General features: G+C 72.3%; 20 protein-coding genes. 12 read left to right on the forward strand and 8 right to left on the reverse strand.

Features of this window, described 5'->3' with window-relative positions; translation table 11 throughout:
* Positions 1 to 30 precede the first annotated feature (30 nt).
* Positions 31 to 660, reverse strand: a complete 630-nt coding sequence (locus IQ210_RS12445; RefSeq protein ID WP_194079003.1) for an alpha-ketoglutarate-dependent dioxygenase AlkB — start codon at positions 658 to 660, stop codon at positions 31 to 33.
* Positions 661 to 797: 137 nt separating this feature from the next.
* Here IQ210_RS12445 and IQ210_RS12450 point away from each other — a divergent pair, with 137 nt between their 5' ends.
* Positions 798 to 1,421, forward strand: a complete 624-nt coding sequence (locus IQ210_RS12450) for a TetR/AcrR family transcriptional regulator (RefSeq protein WP_194079004.1) — start codon at positions 798 to 800, stop codon at positions 1,419 to 1,421.
* Positions 1,422 to 1,437: 16 nt separating this feature from the next.
* Positions 1,438 to 3,111: an FAD-binding dehydrogenase gene (locus tag IQ210_RS12455; RefSeq protein WP_194079005.1), complete on the forward strand. Its 1,674-nt coding sequence runs from the start codon at positions 1,438 to 1,440 to the stop codon at positions 3,109 to 3,111.
* Positions 3,112 to 3,122: 11 nt separating this feature from the next.
* Here IQ210_RS12455 and IQ210_RS12460 read toward each other — a convergent pair whose 3' ends face one another.
* A complete protein-coding gene (locus IQ210_RS12460; protein ID WP_194079006.1) occupies positions 3,123 to 3,470 on the reverse strand; it encodes a DUF488 domain-containing protein in 348 nt (115 codons plus the stop codon).
* Positions 3,471 to 3,608: 138 nt separating this feature from the next.
* Between IQ210_RS12460 and IQ210_RS12465 the strand changes: the two genes are divergently transcribed.
* The 4 genes from IQ210_RS12465 to IQ210_RS12480 all read left to right on the forward strand — a co-directional run bounded on the left by IQ210_RS12465 (position 3,609) and on the right by IQ210_RS12480 (position 8,321).
* Complete coding sequence (locus IQ210_RS12465) at positions 3,609 to 4,994, forward strand: M1 family metallopeptidase (protein WP_194079007.1); 1,386 nt, start codon at positions 3,609 to 3,611, stop codon at positions 4,992 to 4,994.
* 66 nt (positions 4,995 to 5,060) lie between these two features.
* Positions 5,061 to 5,792 (forward strand): L,D-transpeptidase family protein, encoded by a 732-nt coding sequence (locus tag IQ210_RS12470; protein WP_194079008.1) that lies wholly within the window; start codon positions 5,061 to 5,063, stop codon positions 5,790 to 5,792.
* A gap of 19 nt (positions 5,793 to 5,811) precedes the next feature.
* On the forward strand, positions 5,812 to 6,492 hold the full coding sequence (locus IQ210_RS12475) for a response regulator transcription factor (protein WP_194079009.1): 681 nt from the start codon (positions 5,812 to 5,814) through the stop codon (positions 6,490 to 6,492).
* The gene (locus tag IQ210_RS12480) at positions 6,489 to 8,321 is read left to right on the forward strand and encodes a sensor histidine kinase (RefSeq protein WP_194079010.1); all 1,833 of its coding nucleotides are present in this window, start codon (positions 6,489 to 6,491) and stop codon (positions 8,319 to 8,321) included. The genes IQ210_RS12475 and IQ210_RS12480 overlap by 4 nt, the downstream gene beginning before the upstream one ends.
* Here the strand turns inward: IQ210_RS12480 and IQ210_RS12485 are convergent.
* Entirely contained in the window at positions 8,277 to 8,531 is a 255-nt protein-coding gene (locus tag IQ210_RS12485) for a WhiB family transcriptional regulator (protein ID WP_109493739.1), read from the reverse strand. The two genes, IQ210_RS12480 and IQ210_RS12485, sit on opposite strands and share 45 nt — an antisense overlap.
* Positions 8,532 to 8,639: 108 nt before the next feature.
* Complete coding sequence (locus IQ210_RS12490) at positions 8,640 to 9,848, reverse strand: saccharopine dehydrogenase family protein (protein ID WP_194079011.1); 1,209 nt, start codon at positions 9,846 to 9,848, stop codon at positions 8,640 to 8,642.
* Positions 9,849 to 9,960: 112 nt separating this feature from the next.
* On the opposite strand from IQ210_RS12490, the gene IQ210_RS12495 reads away from it, so the two are divergent.
* Positions 9,961 to 10,686, forward strand: coding sequence for a TetR/AcrR family transcriptional regulator (locus IQ210_RS12495; RefSeq protein WP_194079012.1), 726 nt, complete (start codon positions 9,961 to 9,963; stop codon positions 10,684 to 10,686).
* Between the two features lie 17 nt (positions 10,687 to 10,703).
* Here the strand turns inward: IQ210_RS12495 and IQ210_RS12500 are convergent, their stop codons facing one another.
* On the reverse strand, positions 10,704 to 11,600 hold the full coding sequence (locus IQ210_RS12500) for a LysR family transcriptional regulator ArgP (RefSeq protein WP_194079013.1): 897 nt from the start codon (positions 11,598 to 11,600) through the stop codon (positions 10,704 to 10,706).
* Positions 11,601 to 11,669: 69 nt separating this feature from the next.
* On the opposite strand from IQ210_RS12500, the gene IQ210_RS12505 reads away from it, so the two are divergent.
* Both IQ210_RS12505 and IQ210_RS12510 read left to right on the forward strand, forming a co-directional pair.
* On the forward strand, positions 11,670 to 12,287 hold the full coding sequence (locus tag IQ210_RS12505; RefSeq protein ID WP_194079014.1) for a LysE/ArgO family amino acid transporter: 618 nt from the start codon (positions 11,670 to 11,672) through the stop codon (positions 12,285 to 12,287).
* A 112-nt stretch (positions 12,288 to 12,399) separates the two neighbouring features.
* The gene (locus tag IQ210_RS12510; RefSeq protein WP_194079015.1) at positions 12,400 to 13,698 is read left to right on the forward strand and encodes an MFS transporter; all 1,299 of its coding nucleotides are present in this window, start codon (positions 12,400 to 12,402) and stop codon (positions 13,696 to 13,698) included.
* Between the two features lie 15 nt (positions 13,699 to 13,713).
* On the opposite strand, the gene IQ210_RS12515 is transcribed toward IQ210_RS12510, so the two are convergent.
* The 3 genes from IQ210_RS12515 to IQ210_RS12525 all read right to left on the reverse strand — a co-directional run bounded on the left by IQ210_RS12515 (position 13,714) and on the right by IQ210_RS12525 (position 16,187).
* On the reverse strand, positions 13,714 to 14,166 hold the full coding sequence (locus tag IQ210_RS12515) for a cyclic nucleotide-binding domain-containing protein (protein ID WP_194079016.1): 453 nt from the start codon (positions 14,164 to 14,166) through the stop codon (positions 13,714 to 13,716).
* A gap of 275 nt (positions 14,167 to 14,441) precedes the next feature.
* A complete protein-coding gene (locus IQ210_RS12520) occupies positions 14,442 to 15,920 on the reverse strand; it encodes an aminotransferase class I/II-fold pyridoxal phosphate-dependent enzyme (RefSeq protein WP_194079017.1) in 1,479 nt (492 codons plus the stop codon).
* A 48-nt stretch (positions 15,921 to 15,968) separates the two neighbouring features.
* A complete protein-coding gene (locus IQ210_RS12525; protein ID WP_194079018.1) occupies positions 15,969 to 16,187 on the reverse strand; it encodes a hypothetical protein in 219 nt (72 codons plus the stop codon).
* A gap of 228 nt (positions 16,188 to 16,415) precedes the next feature.
* Here IQ210_RS12525 and IQ210_RS12530 point away from each other — a divergent pair, with 228 nt between their 5' ends.
* From IQ210_RS12530 to IQ210_RS12540, 3 genes are all read left to right on the forward strand, one after another.
* Positions 16,416 to 16,922, forward strand: coding sequence for an ATP-binding protein (locus tag IQ210_RS12530; protein WP_194079019.1), 507 nt, complete (start codon positions 16,416 to 16,418; stop codon positions 16,920 to 16,922).
* A 186-nt stretch (positions 16,923 to 17,108) separates the two neighbouring features.
* On the forward strand, positions 17,109 to 17,942 hold the full coding sequence (locus tag IQ210_RS12535) for a SigB/SigF/SigG family RNA polymerase sigma factor (RefSeq protein ID WP_194079020.1): 834 nt from the start codon (positions 17,109 to 17,111) through the stop codon (positions 17,940 to 17,942).
* A gap of 61 nt (positions 17,943 to 18,003) precedes the next feature.
* Positions 18,004 to 18,843 carry a DUF1206 domain-containing protein gene (locus tag IQ210_RS12540; protein ID WP_194079021.1) on the forward strand — a complete coding sequence of 280 codons (840 nt, stop codon included), beginning with the start codon at positions 18,004 to 18,006 and terminating at the stop codon, positions 18,841 to 18,843.
* Positions 18,844 to 18,901: the final 58 nt, after the last annotated feature.

The raw sequence follows: 18,901 nt of genomic DNA on the forward strand, positions 1-18,901 counted from the left end.
GCGTGCGCCCGAAGCGGCCGCCTCTCCGCCTCAGTGCACGCCGTGCGGGCGGAACTGGACGCTGATGCGCGGTCCCGCGGCTCGCGTGGTCTTCGGTACGCAGTGCTCCCACGTTCGTTGGCAGGTGCCGCCCATCACGATCAGGTCGCCGTGGCCCAGCGGGCGCCGGACCGTGCCCGCGCCGCCGCGCATCGGGCGCAGCAGCAGGTCGCGGGGTGCGCCGACGGACAGGATGGCGACCATCGTGTTCTCGCGGGCGCCCCGGCCGATCCGGTCGCCGTGCCAGGCGACGCTGTCCCGGCCGTCGCGGTAGTAGCAGAGCCCGGCCGTGGTGAACGGCTCGCCCAACTCGTCGGCGTAGTGCGCGCTGAGCGACTCGCGCGCCTCGGTCAGCACCGGGTGGGGGAGGACGTCGTCGCGCCCGTAGTACGCGAGCAGTCGGGGGACGTCCACGACGTTGTCGTACATCTTCCGGCGCTCGGCGCGCCACGGGACCTCGGCGGCGAGCTGTTCGAACAGGGTGTCGGAGCCCGCCAGCCAACTGGGCAGCACGTCGATCCAGGCGCCGGAACCGAGCTCGGTGCGGGTGACTCCGTCGAGGGGGCCGAGGCTCAGGCGGTCGGTCTGGTCGAAGAGGGAGGCCTGGAGGTGCGTGGACATGGAACCAGCGTACGCCTGATTCGAAAATCTGTTCCCATAGGGGTGCGCTGGATTCCCGGCGGAGATGTGCTGGCTTCCCGGCCCTTTCGATACACCGGTGTATCCGATACATTCGCGTATCGAACAGGAGGGCGACCATGGAGACAGCGCGGCGCGTGACGAAGCGGCGGGTGCGCACCCGCGCCAATCTGCTCGACGCCGCCTTCGCGGTCTTCGCGGCCAAAGGCTTCGGGCGCGTCTCCATCGAGGAGGTCTGCGAGGCCGCCGGATACAGCCGGGGCGCCTTCTACTCCAACTTCGACAGCCTCGACGAGCTGTTCTTCGCGCTCTACCAGCAGCGTGCCGACCTGATCGCCGACCAGGTGTCCGGGGCGCTCGCCCTGGACGGTCCCGACCTCGACGTGCCCGCCGCCGTGGACCGCGTCACCGAGGTGCTGCTCCTCGACCGGGACTGGCTGCTGGTGAAGACGGACTTCCTGGTGCACGCCGCCCGGGCGCCCGCCGTCGCCGAGACCCTCCTCGACCACCGGGCGCGGCTGCGCGAGGCGATCCGGGAACGGCTCGCCCGCGCGCGGGGCCACACCGAACTGCCCGCCGTGCTCGCCGACCTCGACGGCGCCGCCCACGCCGTCGTCGCCGCGTACGACGGCGTCACCACCCAACTGCTGCTCGACCGGGACGTCGTACACGCCCGCGTCTGGCTCAAGCAACTGCTCACCGCGCTGCTGACCGACGGCAGTACCACTGACACCACCGCATGAGGAAGGGACGGTCGCCATGGATGCCGACGTCATCGTCGTCGGAGCCGGTCTCGCCGGTCTGGTCGCCGCGCACGAACTGACCAGCCGGGGCCGCCGGGTCGCCCTGGTCGACCAGGAGAACGCCGCCAACCTCGGCGGGCAGGCCTTCTGGTCCTTCGGCGGGCTCTTCATCGTCGACTCCCCGGAGCAGCGGCGGCTCGGCATCAAGGACTCCTTCGACCTGGCCTGGAGCGACTGGCAGGGCAGCGCCGGCTTCGACCGCGTCGACGACGAGGACTCCTGGGCGGTGCGCTGGGCGCGCGCCTACGTCGAGTTCGCGGCCGGCGAGAAGCGATCCTGGCTGGAGGGGCACGGCATCAAGTTCCTGCCCACGGTCGGCTGGGCCGAGCGCGGTGACCTGCGCGCCCACGGACACGGCAACTCCGTGCCCCGCTTCCACATCGCCTGGGGCACCGGCACCGGCGTCGTCGAACCCTTCGTGAACCATGCCAAGCAGGCCGCCCGAGACGGACTCCTGACCTTCTACCACCGCCACCAGGTCGACGCGCTCGTCATCGAGGACGGCCAGGCCCGCGGCGTACGCGGCACCGTCCTCGCCGAGGACAACTCCGCCCGCGGCGTGAAGTCCAACCGCGACCGCGTCGGCGACTTCGAACTCACCGCCCAGGCCGTCGTCGTCACCACCGGCGGCATCGGCGCCAACCACGACATCGTGCGCCGCTACTGGCCCGAACGCCTCGGCACCCCGCCCACCGAGATGGTCACCGGCGTCCCCGCCTACGTCGACGGCCGCATGCTCGACATCAGCGCCGAGGCGGGCGTACGCCTGGTCAACCGCGACCGCATGTGGCACTACACCGAGGGCCTGCAGAACTGGGACCCGATCTGGCCCGGCCACGGCATCCGCATCCTGCCCGGCCCGTCCTCCCTCTGGTTCGACGCCCTCGGCCGCCGCCTGCCCGACCCTTGCCTGCCCGGCTACGACACCCTCGGCACCCTCAAGCACCTGCGCACCACCGAGGACATCGCCGGGTACGACCACTCCTGGTTCATCCTCACCCAGAAGATCATCGAGAAGGAGTTCGCGCTGTCGGGCTCCGAGCAGAACCCCGACATCACCGCCAAGGACCGCGTCGGCTTCCTCAAGACGCGGGTGCTGGGCAAGGGGGCGCCCGGTCCGGTCGACGCGTTCCTGCGCAAGGGCGCCGACTTCGTGACCGCGCCGGGTCTGGAGGAACTGGTCGAGAAGATGAACGCGCTGACCGACAAGCCCCTCCTGGACGCGAGCGAGATCCGCCGCCAGATCGAGGCCCGCGACCTCCAGATCGCCAACCCGTACAGCAAGGACGCCCAGATCCAGGGCATCCGCAACGCCCGCCGCTACATCGGCGACAAGCTCGGCCGCGTCGCCACCCCGCACCGCATCCTCGACCCCGAGGCCGGCCCGCTCATCGGCGTCAAGCTGCACGTCCTGACCCGCAAGACCCTCGGCGGCATCCAGACCGACCTGGACTCACGGGCGTTGGGCGCCGACGGCAACCCGATCGAGGGCCTGTACGCGGCCGGCGAGGTGGCCGGCTTCGGCGGCGGCGGCGTCCACGGCTACAACGCGCTGGAGGGCACGTTCCTCGGCGGCTGCCTGTTCTCGGGCCGGGCGGCGGGCCGGGCGGCGGCGAAGCAGACGGGCTGACCCGCGAGGGCTCACCCCAACAGCTGTACCAGTACGGCCGCGTGGCTCTCCTCGGGAGACTTCGCGGCCGTCAACAGCGTCACCGTCCCCTTGCTCGCCAACTCCCGGACGTGGTCCAGCAGTTCGGCGGCCTCGGGCGCGTCGAGCTCCGCCTCGTAGCGGCGGGCGAACTCCTCGTACGAGCCCTCGCCCGCGTGGTACCAGCGGCGCAGCTCCGTCGACGGGGTCATGGCCTTGGGCCACTCGTCCACCTTGGCCGCGTCCTTCGACAGGCCGCGCGGCCACAGCCGGTCGACCAGGACACGGACGCCGTCCTCGGGTTCGGGCGATTCATAGACGCGGCGGACGCGAACGCTCACGGCGGGGCCTTTCTCCGGGTTCGGTGGTGCCCGGAGAGTAACTCCGGCCGGGTGACGACTTGACCTGATGCAGGGCGAGTTCCCCGGAGATCACCTTTAGTGTGAAGCCGTCTCCGCCCCTCGACCGTAGGAGCGCATGTGCCCAGAGCCGTCAGACGTACCTTCGTGCTCGGAACCGTCCCTGTCGCCCTCGCCGCACTGCTCGGCGCCGCGGCACCCCCGTCGGCGGGCACGGCCGGGGTCGGCGACCCGTACTTCCCGCTGGCCGGCAACGGCGGATACCACGTCCACCACTACGACCTGACCCTCCGTTACGACCCGTCGAGCGGCCGGCTCGCCGGCAAGGCCGTCCTCACCGCCCGCGCCACCCAGAGCCTGAGCCGCTTCAACCTCGACCTGAACGGCCTGAAGATCACCGGCCTCACGGTCGGCCGCGACAAGGCGGACTTCAGCCGCGACGGACAGGAACTCACCGTCACCCCGCGCAGGGCCCTGCACCGCGGCCAGTGGTTCCGCGTCACCGTCAGCTACCAGGGCACCCCGGCCCCCGTCACCGACCCGGACGGCTCCCTCGACGGCTGGATCCCCACCGACGACGGCGCCTTCGTCGCGGGCGAGCCGCAGGGCGCGATGACCTGGTTCCCGGCGAACAACCACCCCAAGGACAAGGCGTCGTACGACTTCACGATCACCGTCCCCGACGGCCGCACCGCCGTCGCCAACGGCGTGCTGCTCGGCAAGCGGAGCGAGCACGGGCACACCACGTTCCGCTGGCGCCAGAGCGAGCCCATGGCCGCCTATCTGGTCACGGCGACGATCGGGAAGTTCAAGGTCACGCAGTCCACCACCCGCGACGGCATCCGGATCTACAACGCCGTCGACCCGCGCGAGGCGGCCGCGGCGGACCCCGTCCTCAAGAAGCTGCCGTCCGTCCTCGCATGGGAGAGCAAGCTCTTCGGGCCGTACCCCTTCAAGGCGGCCGGCTCGATCGTCGACCGGGCCCCGAACGTCGGCTACGCGCTGGAGACGCAGACCCGGCCCGTGTACGACCAGGCGCCCGACCTGAGCACCCTCGTCCACGAGAGCGCCCACCAGTGGTTCGGTGACTCCGTCACCCTCACCTCCTGGAAGGACATCTGGCTCAACGAGGGCTTCGCGACCTACGCCGAGTGGCTCTACGACGAACAGCACGGCGGCGACAGCGCGCAGAAGACGTTCGACGCGCTGTACGCACGTCCCGCGAGCGACGGCCTGTGGGAGTTCCCGCCGGGTGACCCGGGCAGCGGCGCGAACATCTTCGGCACACCCGTGTACGCGCGCGGCGCCATGGCCCTGCACAAGCTCCGCACGGCCGTCGGGGACCGTACGTTCTTCCGGATTCTGCGGGCCTGGGCCGCCGAGCACCGGGACGGGCACGGGACGACCGCGCAGTTCGTGGCGCTCTCGGAGCGCGAGTCGGGCAAGGACCTGGACGGTCTGTTCCGGACCTGGGTGTACGGACAGGGCAAACCGAGCGCACCCTAGAGAGGGGGAGCCGACCCGGACCCCCGACCTGACGAGTTCCAAACAAGTGTCGGCGAAGGTCGACCCATGATCACTCGCAGACCCCACGTCGTCCTGCTGACCGCCTCCCTCGTGCTCACGGGGTGCGGGGGAGGGGCCGCGGCGACCCCCGAGCGGCCGCCGGTCACCACGACGGTCCGGCCCGCGCCGCCGATCTCCCTGGACGTGGCCCCGCAGCAACTGCCCGGCCTGGGGCCGAAGACGTGGGCGAAGGTGCCGGACGACGCCCGGCAGGCCGTCGTCGTCACCGGACGCGGCAAGAGCTCCCCGCGGTCCACCGTCGTCCTGTACGAGCGCACCGACGCGGGCTGGGAGGCGGGGGAGTCCTGGCCCGCGCACAACGCGCTGCGCGGCTGGAGCGACGACCACCGCGCAGGTGACCTGCGCTCGCCCATCGGCGTCTTCGGCCTCACCGACGCCGGCGGACTGCTCCGCGACCCCGGCACCCGGCTGCCGTACGACCAGGGCGGCGGCTTCACCGCGACCGGCACCGGTTTCGAAGGCGAATCCCTGGCGGGCTCCTTCGACTACGTCGTCGCGATCAACTACAACCGGAAGCCCGGCACCTCGCCGCTCGACTGGACCCGCCCGCTCGGCGCGGGTCGCGGCGGCGGCATATGGCTGCACGTCGACCACGGCGGCCCCACCCACGGCTGCGTCAGCATCACCGAGAAGCACATGAAGCAGCTCCTCCGGGCCCTGGACCCGGCCCGGCACCCGGTCGTCGTCATGGGCGACGCCGACTCGCTGGCCCGCTGAGCGGCTTAGGCTTCGCCGAATGTGCGCACATGTGCTGGTCGCCGAGGACGACGAGATGCAGGCCGAACTCATACGCCGCTCCCTGCTGGCCGAGGGCCACACCGCCACCGTCGTCCACGACGGCGGGGCCGCCCTCGACGCGGTGCGGCGGCTGCGGCCCGACCTGGTCGTGCTCGATCTGATGCTGCCGGTGTTCGACGGGCTCGGCGTGTGCCGTGCGCTGCGGCGGGAGGGCGATGTCCCGGTGCTGATGCTCACCGCCCGGGCCGGCGAGGACGACGTGCTGCTGGGCCTGGACGTCGGCGCCGACGACTACATGACCAAGCCCTACAGCCCGCGCGAGCTGATGGCACGCATCCGGACGGTGCTGCGGCGCAGCGGACGCGGCGCGGGGCCCGTACGGGCCGCCGGGGTGGAGGTCGACCCCGTACGGCACGAAGTGCGGTGCGACGGTGAGCCGGTGGAGTGCACACCCGCCGAGTTCGCCATCCTGCTCGCCATGACCGCCGAACCCGAACGGGTCTTCTCCCGGCGGCAGTTGCTGGAGTGCACCCGCGGCATCGACCGGGCGTCCACCGAGCGGGCCGTCGACGTCCACATCATGAACCTGCGCCGGAAGATCGAGGCCGATCCCCGCAGGCCGGTGCGGCTGCTGACCGTGTTCGGCGTCGGCTACAAGCTCAGCGGCGGCCGTGCATGAGCCGCCGCATCCCCCTGCGCAAACGCCTCTCGGTCCGGCTGCTCGTCGCCTCGGTGCTGATCGCCGTGTGCTCGGTCGCGGCGACCGCATGGCTGGCGGTGGAGACGACGACCCGCGCGCTGCGGGAGGAGCAGGGGCAGGTGCTCGCCGAGGACATGGACGTCCTCGCCCGGTTGAGCGGGTACGCGGCAACCCACCCGACGTGGAAGGGAGTCGACGTCGTCGTCCGGTCCCTGTCCGAGCGGACCGGCCGCCGGATCGCCCTGACCACCACCGACCGCACCCCCATCGCCGACTCCGCGCCGGCCGGCACCTCCCTGCCGCCCCGTGCCGCCGCCACCGTCGACCCCCTGCGCACCGACACCTACACCGAGCGCGGCGCGCAGCGCAGCGGCGTCGATCCCCGGGTCGTGGGGCCGTACCGGCTGACGGCCCAGGAGCGCGCCAAGCTGGAGAAACTGGCGCTGGTGCGGCAGAAGTGCTTCGCCCGGTTCGGCATCGAGACCAGCATCACCGGGACACCCAGCGGACGTCCGGTCCTCAGCAACGACGACGACGTGCCCGACGACTGCGCCGACGGACTCCTCAACACCCCGACCCCCACCGAGGAGAAGGCCCTCGCGGACCTGACGCGACGAGCCCGCGGCTGCCTGGGCCGACAGGACGTGAAGCTGGCCGACGCGCTGTTCGTCGGCTTCGATTTCACCGACCGGACCCTGGGCGGGCGTTACCAGCTGGGCAAGATCGACGTACCGCCCGGCTCGGCGACCGGCCGCACGCTCCAGGGCTGCGTCGACAGCGCGCGCCGCGCCCAGCTCGACCCCTACGTCGCCCCGACCGCCGAGCTGTTTCTGGGCGGCGGCGACCGCACCGCCGTGCGGTTCGACATGTCACCGGCCAACAAGGCCAAGGTCGTCGGCGCCGCCGGGCTGGTGCTCGCCGTCACCGTCGCCGTGACCGCCGTCGTCGCCACGCGGCTCGTCCGGCCGCTCCGCGCACTGACCGCCGCCGCCCAGCAACCGCCCGAACTGCATGTGCGGGTGCCCGTGACCACGCGGGACGAGACCGGCATCCTCGCCGCGGCCTTCAACGACCTCACCGAACGCCGGGAACGCCTCGAGGCCCAACGCAAGGCGATGGTCAGCGACATCGCCCACGAACTGCGCAGCCCCCTCACCAACATCCGCGGCTGGCTGGAGGTGACCAGGGACGGCGTCGTCGCCCCCGCCCCCGAACTGCTGGCCTCCCTGCACGAGGAGGCGCTCGTCCTCCAGCGGGTCATCGACGACCTCCAGGACCTCGCCGCCGCCGACGCCGGCACGCTGCGGCTGCACCGCGAGCCCGTCGCCGCCGGTGAGCTGCTCGGTCAGGTCGCCGCCGCCCACCGCGTCGCGGCCGACACCGCGGGCGTCACCCTGCGCACCGCGACGGACGGCGAGCCGTGGCTGGACGCCGACCCGGTGCGGATGCGGCAGGCGCTCGGCAACCTCGTCTCCAACGCGCTGCGCCACACGCCTGCCGACGGCACGGTCACGCTGTCCGCGCGCGCCGACGGAGACGACGTGGTCCTCGAAGTCACCGACACCGGCAGCGGCATCGCGCCCGAGGACCTGCCGCACGTCTTCGACCGCTTCTGGCGCGCCGAGAAGTCCCGCAGCCGCCGCACCGGAGGCAGCGGCCTGGGCCTGCCGATCGTCCGCCACCTGATGGCCGCGCACGGCGGCACGGCGGAGGCGACGAGCGAGCCCGGCACCGGAAGCGTCTTCACCCTGCGCGTCCCACGGCTAGCCGGAGGAGCGTCCGGCCCTGGCCCGGCGGCGTTGCAGTGACCGTCGTTCGGCCTCGCTCGTACCGCCCCAGACGCCGATGGCCTGCCCGGTCTCCATGGCCCATTCCAGGCACCGCTCGCGCACCGGGCAACGGCGGCAGACCGCCTTCGCCTGTTCCGTCTGCACCAGTGCCGGGCCGGTGTTGCCGATCGGGAAGAAGAGGTCGGGGTCCTCGTGGCGGCACGCGGCATGGTCTCGCCAGTCGTCCATCGATGTCACCTGCGCTCGAAGTCGTCCGTGCCCTCGCGGATGGCTTACTCGCTTTCGGGTCACCTGTCGATGCGTATGTGAAACAACGGACTTCCGGTGGACCCGGCTTCACTGTTCGCGCAGACCCCACGGCGAGCCGTACGCGGTGAGCAGGTCCAGGAAGGGGCCGGCGGGGAAGGCCTCCGGGCCGAGGACGCCCGCGCCCTTCCAGGCGCCGCCGGCGAGGAGTTCGAGGGCGACGACCGGGTTGACCGCCGTCTGCCACACCACCGCCTGGCTGCCGTACTCCGCCATGGACCACTGGTTGTCGACCACGTGGTACAGGTACACCTCGCGCGGCGCCCCGTCCTTGACGCCCTTCACCCAGGTGCCCGCGCAGGTCTTGCCGTGCATCCGCTCGCCCAGCGTCGCCGGGTCGGGCAGACAGGCGGCCACGACGTCCCGGGGCGAGACCCGCGCGTCGCGGACGGCAACCGGTTCGGTGCGGTCCAGGCCCAGCTTGTGCAGGGTCTTGAGGACCTCGATGAACTCGTCGCCCAGGCCGTACTTGAAGGTGACCCGCCGCGCGCCGACCCACCGCGGGATCAGCAGCACCTCCTCGTGCTCGACGTTCACGCACTCCACCGGGCCGATGCCCTCGGGGAAGTCGAACACCTCCGGCTCGCTGAACGGCGCGGTGGTGAACCAGCCGCGGTCGGCCTCGTAGACGACCGGCGGGTTGAGGCACTCCTCGATCGTCGTCCAGATGCTGAAGGACGGGGCGAAGTCGTAGCCGTCGACGGTGAGGTTCGCGCCGTCGCGGACGCCGATCTCCTCGATCTCGTCGAAGAGTTCGTCCGCCGCGTACCGCGCGAAGACATCCGACAGACCCGGCTCGACCCCCATGCCGACGAGGGCCAGCAGCCCCGCCTTCTCCCACTCCACGGCGTCCTCGAACTGCGCGTCGCCCAGCTTGACCCCGCACTCCTCGTAGGGACGCTCGGGGTGCGGACGCGACAGGGACATCGCCATGTCGACATACGTGGCGGATGCGGTACGGGCCGCGCGGAACAGCGGCATCACGAAGCGGGGGTCGGTGGCGTTGAGGAGGACGTCGCAGGAGTGCCGCTCCAGCAGCGCCGCCACGGCCGTCTCGTCACTCGCGTCGACGCGCTCGGCCCGGAAGCGGCCCCCGTCCGCACCGAGCGCCGCCACGGCCGCCTCGGCCCGCGCCAGGTCGTAGTCGGCCACGACCATCGCCTCGAAGAACGACCTGCGGGCGGCGATCCGGGTGACGGCGGTGCCCACCCCTCCGGCACCCACGAGCAGTACACGCATGACAACACTCCTCCGGCTGAAGGTCTACGACGTGAGGGGCCCCGCCGTCGATACAACGCCGCCGCTTCCCTTAAGGTCAATGGCGTTGGCATAAGCGAGGGAGGTCGTGATCGTGCCGAAGCCCGTGGTGCCCGAGGAGAAGCGGCGCCGGCGCCGCCCCACCAAGAGCGGAACCGTCCTGACGGAGGAGCTGATCGTCGAGACCGCGCTGCGCATGCTGCGCGAACACGGCAGCACGGGCCTGACCGCCCGCCGCCTCGGCCTCGCCCTGGACGCCGACCCGAGCACCCTGTACCGCTACTTCCGCGGCATGGACGACCTGACCCTCGCCATCGGCGACGCGCTCATCGGACAGGCCCTGCGCGGCTGGGAGCCCACGGGGGAGTGGCGGGCCGACCTGCGAGCCGTCGGCCTGCGCCTGCACGCCGCGTACCTCGCCCATCCGCAGGCCGCCCTGCTGACCACGAACCGGGTCACCGGCCGCCCCCATGAACTGGCGGCCGACGAGGCGGTCCTCGACGTGCTGCGCAAGGCCGGGTTCCCGCTGCCCGACACCGTGCGCATCTACCACGCCTTCATCGACCAGACCCTCGCCTTCGCCGCCCTCGACGCCGCCTCCCTCGCCCTGCCGAGCGCCGCCCTCCACGCCGACGAGGACATGTGGAGCTCGACGTACGCCCACCTGCCCCGCACCACCCACCCGCGCATCGCCGAGGCCGCGCCCCTGCTGGCCGAACGCATGGTCGAAAGCGCCTATCCGACCGCGCTGGAGATGCTGCTGGACAGCGCGGAGGCCCAGCTGACGGCGCTGGCCGGCGGCCCTGACTCAGCTGGGTAGCGCCGCTCGGGCACCACTCAGCTCCGCAGCGCCTCCGCCCCCGCGGCCGTCACCGCCTCGGCGACCGCGGCCAGCGCCGGGGAGTCCAGCTTCCACTGCTGCCAGTACAGGGGGATGTCGACCGGTCGCTCCGGCGCGAGCTGAACCAGGCGCCCGGCGCGCAGGAGGGCGCCCGCCTGCACCTCCGGGACCATGCCCCAGCCGAGGCCCAGCGTCACCGCCTCCACGAACCCCTCTGAGGTGGGGATCGCGTGCCGGGCCGGGCTCGCTCCGCCGCCGCCGTGCCGCAACTCCCGTACGAAACGGTCCTGATAGGTGTCCCGCCGGTCGAAGGTCACCACGGGCGCCTTCGCCAGCGCGTCGCCCAGGGGCCCGTCGAGATGCCGGTCCACGAAGTCGGGGCTCGCCGCGGCGACGTACCGCATCCGGCCCAGCGAGCGCACCGAGCAGCCCGCCACGGCGTCGGGCGACGACGTCACCGCCGCCATCACCAGGCCCTCCCGCAGCAGGGTCGCCGTGTGCTCCTCGTCCTCGCGGTGCAGCTCGAAGCGGAGCGGCGGCTCGTCCGGCACCCGGGTCAGCGCGGGCAGGAACCACGTCGCCAGCGAGTCGGCGTTGACCGCGATCGACACCCGCGTCGGCTCGCCGTCAGCACGCGCGCCGAGCTCGGACCACGCGTCCCGCTCGATCCGCGCCAGCTGCCGCGCGAACCGCACGATCACCTCGCCCGACTCGGTGGGCCGCACCGGCTTGGACCGCACCAGCAGCACTCGGCCCGTGCGCTGCTCCAGCGCCTTGACCCGCTGACTGACCGCCGACGGCGTCAGATGCAGCACCGCGGCGGCCGCGTCGAAGGTGCCCTCGTCGACCACCGCGAGCAGGGTCCGCACCTGGTCGAGAGGAAACTCTGGCATCACAATTGCTAATGATACGTAAGAATCTTTAGCTGTACTCCATTCGCGCTCCTGACTAGCGTCGATGCCGTGACCGCCTCCCTCTCCGCCGCAGCCGCCGGCTTTGGCACCGGACTCTCGCTCATCGTCGCCATCGGCGCCCAGAACGCCTTCGTCCTGCGCCAGGGCATCCGCCGTGACGCGGTCCTCGCCGTCGTCGGCATCTGCGCCCTGTCCGACGCGGCCCTGATCGCCCTCGGCGTCGGCGGGGTCGGCGCGGTGGTGGTGGCGTGGCCCGGCGTCCTGACTGCGGTCGGCTGGATCGGCGGCGCGTTCCTGCTCGGCTACGGCGCCCTCGCCGCCCGGCGCGTGGTCCGTCCCGCCGGGGGCGCGCTGCGCACGGAGGGCGACGCGGCCGGCTCCCGCAGGCGGGCGGTGCTCACCTGTCTCGCGCTGACCTGGCTCAACCCGCACGTCTACCTCGACACCGTGTTCCTGCTGGGCTCAGTCGCCGCCGACCGGGGCGACCTGCGCTGGACCTTCGGACTCGGGGCGGCGCTGGCGAGCCTGGTCTGGTTCGCGGCGCTCGGCTTCGGCGGACGCCTGCTCGGCCGTTTCCTGGCCCGCCCGTCCGCCTGGCGTGTCCTGGACGGCCTGGTCGCCACGACGATGATCGCCCTCGGCGTCATGCTGATCACCGGGGCCTAGCGGCCCGGCCAACGGCCGTTCCACAAGCTGAGATTGCGCGTCCCGCATGCTCGGACGGAAGTGCCATAGTGAACCCTGGTTCCGAAAGATGTAACGAGCAACCAGGAAGTCCGTGGACACGAGCGAGAGCAGCACCGAACCGCAGACACAGGCGCCGGCCGAGGACCCGCCGGCCCGGCGCGGCTGGCGCCGGTGGGCGATGGACACCCGTCCGCTGCGTCGCCCGGCCTACCGCCGGCTGTGGAGCTCGACCGTCGTCACGGCCGTGGGCAGCCAGCTCACCGCGGTCGCCGTGCCCAAGCAGGTCTACGACATCACCGGCTCCTCGGCCTGGGTCGGCTACGCGAGCCTCGCCGGACTGCTGCCGCTGATGGTGTTCGCGCTGTGGGGCGGCGCCGTGGCCGACAGCGTGGACCGCCGCAAGCTGCTCCTGGTCACCAACAGCGGCATCGCACTCACCTCGCTGCTGTTCTGGGTCCAGGCCGCCGCCGGACTGGAGTCCGTGGCCGCGCTGATGGTGCTGCTCGCCCTGCAACAGGCGTTCTGGGGCCTGAACGCGCCCGCCCGCAACGCCTCCATCGCCCGCCTGGTCCCCGCCGAGGAGCTGACCGCGGCCAACGCCCTCGGCTCGACCGTCGCCCAGACCGGCCAGGTCGTCGGCCCGCTGCTGGCGGGCGCCCTGATCCCGGTGATCGGGCTGCCCGAGCTGTATCTGATCGACGCCCTGGCGCTGTGCGTGACGGTGTGGGCGGTCTACAAGCTGCCCTCCCTGCCACCCCTCGCCGGGCAGGCCAAGCGCCGGGCGGGCCTGCGCGAGATCGCGGAGGGGTTCCGCTACATCGCGCTGCACAAGGTGCTGCTGCTGTCGTTCCTCGCCGACTTCGTCGCCATGGTCCTCGGCATGCCCCGTGCCCTGTTCCCGCAACTCGCCGCCGAGACCTACGCGCCGTACGGCGAAGGGCTGGCCCTCGGCCTGCTGTTCGCGGCGATCCCCATCGGGGCGGTGCTCGGCGGCCTGTTCTCCGGCACCTTCTCGCGGGCCCGCCGGCACGGCTGGATGGTCATCGGCGCGGTCGTGGCCTGGGGTGTGGCGATCACCGGGTTCGGACTGTGCGGCAGCCTGTGGCTCGCGGTCGCCTTCCTCGCCCTGGCCGGCGTCGCGGACATGGTCTCCATGGTGTTCCGCGGCGCGATCCTGCTGTCCGCGGCGACCGACGAGATGCGCGGCCGGATGCAGGGTGTCTTCACGGTCGTCGTCGCGGGCGGTCCGCGCCTCGCCGACGTCCTGCACGGCACCGCGGGCTCGGCCTTCGGCCCGCGCGCGGCCGTGGCGGGCGGCGGGCTGCTCGTCGTCGCCGTGATGCTGGGGCTGGCCGCCACGGTCCCGGCGCTGCGCCGCTACCGCGTCTGACCCGCCGCCCGGCCCCTACAGGGCCCGGCGCCGCATCGAGTACTGCTCCATGAGCTTGCCCCGGGTCATCTCCAGCCGGTACGCGAGGATCTCGGCGACGCTGCGCACCAGGACCATCCCGAGCGCCGGGTCCTCCTCGCACAGACCGAGCACGGCCGCCGCGTCGAACTCGTAGGCCCGCACGGGACTGAACGCCACCGCGCCGAAGTCCCACTGGTGCGGCGGGAACAGCCACGACCAGCCGAGCAGATCCCCCGAACCGAGACTCGCCACGGTCACCCGCTGCAAGGACGTCACCTGCTGGTCCAGGGAGACCGCGCCCGAGCGGATGACCCAGAACCGGTCGGCCGTGCCGCCCGCCTCGAAGATACGGGCGTCCTCCGGGAAGGAGACCTCCCGGGCGAGGGTCATCAGACGCTGCCGTTGCGGCGGGGGCAGGGCGGTCAGCAGTTTCGTCGCTTTGGTCATGACGCGGGGCTCCTCGCCGGCGAATCGGTTCCGGGGCTTTCCCTACGCCCATTTCAGCCGCTGCCGCCGTCTCGGGCACCTCGGCGGACGGCACTACTTCCCGCGCCGGAGCGATCTGGGCAAAGAAAAGCCCTGGCTGGACGGGGGAGGCCAGCCAGGGCAGTTCGGAGGTGGTGAGCGGAGGACCTTCGGGTCAACTCCACGACCACGTATGGATGAACCGTAAACCATCCTGGGGGCTGGTGCGAAACCAAAAGCCGGGCACGTGACCCGTTTCACTCCTCCTCGGTCTCCAGCACCCTGATCGTCTCCAGTTCCGGGTCGCTCGGGTCGGGCAGGTTCATCCCCGCCGCCTTGCCCGTCCGCAGATAGCGCAGCACCGGCTCGGTCAGCCGCTCGCCCGGCAGGACGGCCGGAATCCCGGGCGGATACGGCGTGATCATCTCGGCGGCGATCCGGCCGGCCGCCTTCTTGACCGGCACGTTCTCGGCAGGGCCGAAGAACGCGTCGCGGGGCGACCTGGCCTGCGCCAGCCGCAGTTCGGACGGCGCCGGCACCTCCACCCGCGGGGCCGGACGCAGCTCCGGCGCGGCGCGCGTGAGATCCCGCAGCGCGGACAGCAGCTCGCCGGTGGTCTCCTGGTCGTCGCCATGGGTGACCTGCGCGCCGAGCCGGCGGTGGTCGGCCAGATGCGCCTCGATGTTCCGCTCGGCCCGCAGCCAGTCGGCGGCCTGGAACCCGGTGATGCCGAGCCCGCCCAGATCCATGATCACCTGCAACGGATCGAAGTCGTCGGCCAGTCCGGGACCGCAGAAGTCGTCCCGGCCCTCCACGTGCAGCCCGTCGATCTGCCCGATGGCCGACCGGAGTTCGGCCACCAGCTCCAGCGCCGCGCCCATGAGCTCCTTGCCGTGCAGGGCCATCTGCCGCCGCCAGCCGTCGAGCCCGGCGTACAGCAGCACCGACGGACTGGTGGTGCCCAGCAGGTCCGCGCGCAGCTTCAGCACCTCGGGCGGCACGAGATCGCCCTGGAGATGGAAGACCGACCCCTGCTCCAGGCCGCTGCCCATCTTGTGGATGCTCGTCACACAGATGTCGGCGCCCGCGTCCATCGCCCAGGACGGCAGATCCGGATGGAACGGCAGATGCGCGCCCCAGGCCTCGTCCACGATCAGCGGCCGCCCGCGCCGGTGACACACCTCGGCGACGGCCCGCAGATCCGCGCTCGTCCCGTACGGCGTCGGACTGGTGACCAGCGCGCCCTTGGCGTCGGGATGGTTGGCGTACGCCTTCTCGAAGGCCTCCGCGGACGGCGGGTGCGCCAGATGCCGCTCGGGGTCCCAGCGCGGCTCGATCCAGACGGGTTCGATGCCCGAGAGGATGAGCCCCGACACGACCGACTTGTGGGCGTCCCGCCCGATCAGCAGCTGCTCGTGCGGGCCCGCCACGGACAGCATCGCCGCCTTCACCGACAACGAACTGCCGCACGTGGTGAAGAACGTGTGCTCGGCGTGCACGGCGTCCGCCATCAGCTCCTCGGCACGCTCCAGCACCCGGCCCCGGGTGAGCCGGTCGTCGAGCCCGCCCGACGCCAGGACGTCGCCGAGGAACACCGCGTCGCCCAGCACCTCCCGCACCGCCGGGTCGGCGCCCCGCGCCTGTTTGTGCCCCGGCGGCGTGAAGGCCAGCAGGCCCTCCCGCCGATAGGTCTCGAGCGCTTCCAGTACCGGTGCCCGGGTGTGATCGACTGCCATGCGGTCCCGGGTTCCCGTGAGCCCGACGGCCAATCGCGACCGTCCGTCTCAGGCCCCGGCCCGCTTGCCCGGCGTCAGGATCTCGTCCAGCACCCTGACGACGGCCTCGAACGCCAGTGTCCGCACACCGGCGTCCCGCGCGCCGTCCGGATCGGTCGGCCGCAGATCCTCGCCCCGGGTCCGCCAGGCCCGCTGCTCCTGCAAGGCGCAGGCCCGGGCCCGCTGGATACGCCGCAACAGCTCGTCTGAGTCCACGACATCCGTCATGCGCCCCGGGTACCCCGCCTCGGCTCCCGGATGACCCCCGCGATCGAGGTTTGAGGGGGCCCACAGGGGTCAGCCGAAGAGAAGAGACCTGCGGTGCTCACGCAGCGTGAGACAGCTCCGCTGCGACCCGCCGGCCGTGTGCCCGGCCGGTGAGAGTCCGTCCGATCGCGGTGGCCCGGACCACGCAAGGGTCCGGCTCGTGCCGAAACCGTTCAGGGAGCCCACACCATGTGTAGGGAGCACAGGACCGAAACCGCCCCCGAATCGTCGGCATCCGGCACCGGACGGGTGACCTCGGGCAGCCCGCCGTCGGCGGCCCCGCGCGACCCGTCCACGACCGGCCGCTGTCGGCTGCACTGCCCGTGCAAGCCCGCCGAGGCCCGCCGGGCCGTGGAGTGGGCCGTCGCCGACCGCTGCCGGGCCACCGGCACCTCCTGCGACCGGGAGTCCGTGGCCGACGCGCTGCTCGTCGCCTCCGAACTCACCACCAACGCCATCCTGCACGGCGGCGGGATCACCGACTTCCGCGTCGACGTCGAGGAGCCCGGCGTACGGGTCTCCGTCAGCGACCGCAGCGACGCGCTCCCGGTGACCGAGGAACCCGTCGACCCGCACGGCCGATGGCGGGTGGGCGGCCACGGCTGGCCGATCGTCTGCCGGCTGGCACGCGACGTCCGGGTCACCGGCCTCGCCTCCGGAGGCAAGTGCATCACCGCGGTCGTGCCCCTGTCCTGACACGACGTCTGTCTTCCGTCGCGAAGCGGAGTTTGCTCCCCCGGCGGCAGGGCAGACGCACAGTCGTGCTTCGGACCGGAGGCGCGCCGATGGGAGCGACAGTGCTGCTCCCGGGCCCTCCGGGTGTCCGGGCAGCGCTCCTCCCGCGGCCAAGTCCCTGAAACCATCCGTCAGGAGCGATACCGCATGCTTATCGATAAATCGACAAGCCGTCCCGGCCTGCCCGATACCTCGGCTGCGGCACCCCGGCGGCGGCACGACGACGCCCCCGACACCGCGACGCTCTTCGCCCGCCTGGCCGCCCTGGAGGACGGCCCCGAGCGGGACGCCGTCCGCGACGAACTCGTCACCGCCTGGCTCCCCATGGCCCACCGCATCGCCGGCCGGTTCCGCGAACGCGGCGAGTCCCTCGAGGACCTGCGGCAGGTCGCCGCCCTCGGACTCGTCAAGGCCGTCGACCGCTTCGACCCCGAACGCGGCGCCTTCGAGAGCTACGCCGTCCCCACCATCACCGGCGAGGTCAAACGGCACTTCCGGGACCGGATGTGGGCGCTGCGGGTGCCCCGCCGGGTGCAGGAACTGCGCAACAAGGTGCGGGTGGCCCGCCGCGAGCTCACCCAGACCCCGGGCAGCCCCGAACCCACCCCGGCCGACCTCGCCGCCCACACCGGCCTGACCGAGGACGAGGTCACCGCGGGGCTGGAGGCGCTGGAGAGCTACAGCGCGCTGTCCCTGGACGCCGAACTCTCCACCGGCGACGACGGATACAGCCTCGCCGACACCCTGGGCGGCTCCGACTCCTCCTACGACGTCGTGGTCGACCGCGAGTCCGTCAAGGCGGGCCTGAGCAGGCTGCCCGAGCGAGAACGCGCCATCCTCTACATGCGGTTCTTCGAGGACATGACGCAGAGCCGCATCGCCGACCAGCTCGGCATCTCGCAGATGCACGTCTCCCGGCTGATCAGCCGCAGCTGTGCCCGGGTCCGGGCCGAGGCGCTGGGCGAGCGGGTCTCGGTGTGAACCCGGGTCCGCCGGGGTGTGCCGGGCCGCGACCTGGGCATTCGGAGGGCGGGAGGCCGAGATGAATACGACTGCCATCGCCCGCGACGGTCGCATGGACGCCGAACGCGCGGCCCGCGGCTCCGTGACGGAAGGCGCGGCCCGCGCGGGGCTCGTCGCCCGCGGTGTGATCTACCTGCTCGTCGGTGCGCTGGCGCTCCAGATCGCCTTCGGCGACGGAGAACGCCAGGCGGACCGCGGCGGCGCCCTCGCCGAGCTGTCCGACAAGCCCTTCGGCGCCGTCCTGCTGTGGGCGCTGGGCGCCGGACTCGTCGGCATGGCCCTGTGGCGGCTGTCCGAGGCGGTGTTCGGCTCGGTGGGCCCGGAGGGCCGTACGGTGAAGAAACGGCTGCTGGCGCTGACCCGGTTCGTCTTCTACGGCTTCGTCGCCTACTCCGTGCTGTCGTTCGCGGCCGGCTCGGGCGGGGGCGGCAAGCGGTCGAGCGACAAGCAGTCCAAGGACGTCACCGCGAAGGCCCTGGAGCTGCCTGCCGGCCAGTGGATCGTGGCGCTGGCCGGGGCCGGGGTCGCCGTGGCGGGGGTGTGGATCGGGGCCCGGGCGGTCATGCGGGCGTACCAGGACGAGTTCAAACGCGGCGAGATGTCCCCACGGACGCGGCGGCTGGTGGACGTGACGGGCGTCGGCGGAGGCGCGGCACGCGGCCTGGTCTTCGCGACGGCCGGAGCCTTCGCCGTAAGCGCCGCGGTCGACTACGACCCCGACAAGGCCAAGGGCCTCGACGACACCCTCCGCACCTTCGCCGACACCCCACTGGGCCCGTGGCTGCTGGCATGCGTGGCGGCCGGGCTGGTGCTGTTCGGCCTGTTCTCGTTCGCGATGGCGAGGTGGCGCAGGGTGTGAGACCGACCGGATTGAGGGGGACGGGCGGGTACTGGCATCTGCGGCTAGGTGTGAGGCG

Origin of the sequence: Streptomyces justiciae, from assembly GCF_015163075.1 — a bacterium.
In the GTDB taxonomy this organism is placed as follows: Bacteria; Actinomycetota; Actinomycetes; order Streptomycetales; family Streptomycetaceae; genus Streptomyces; species Streptomyces justiciae.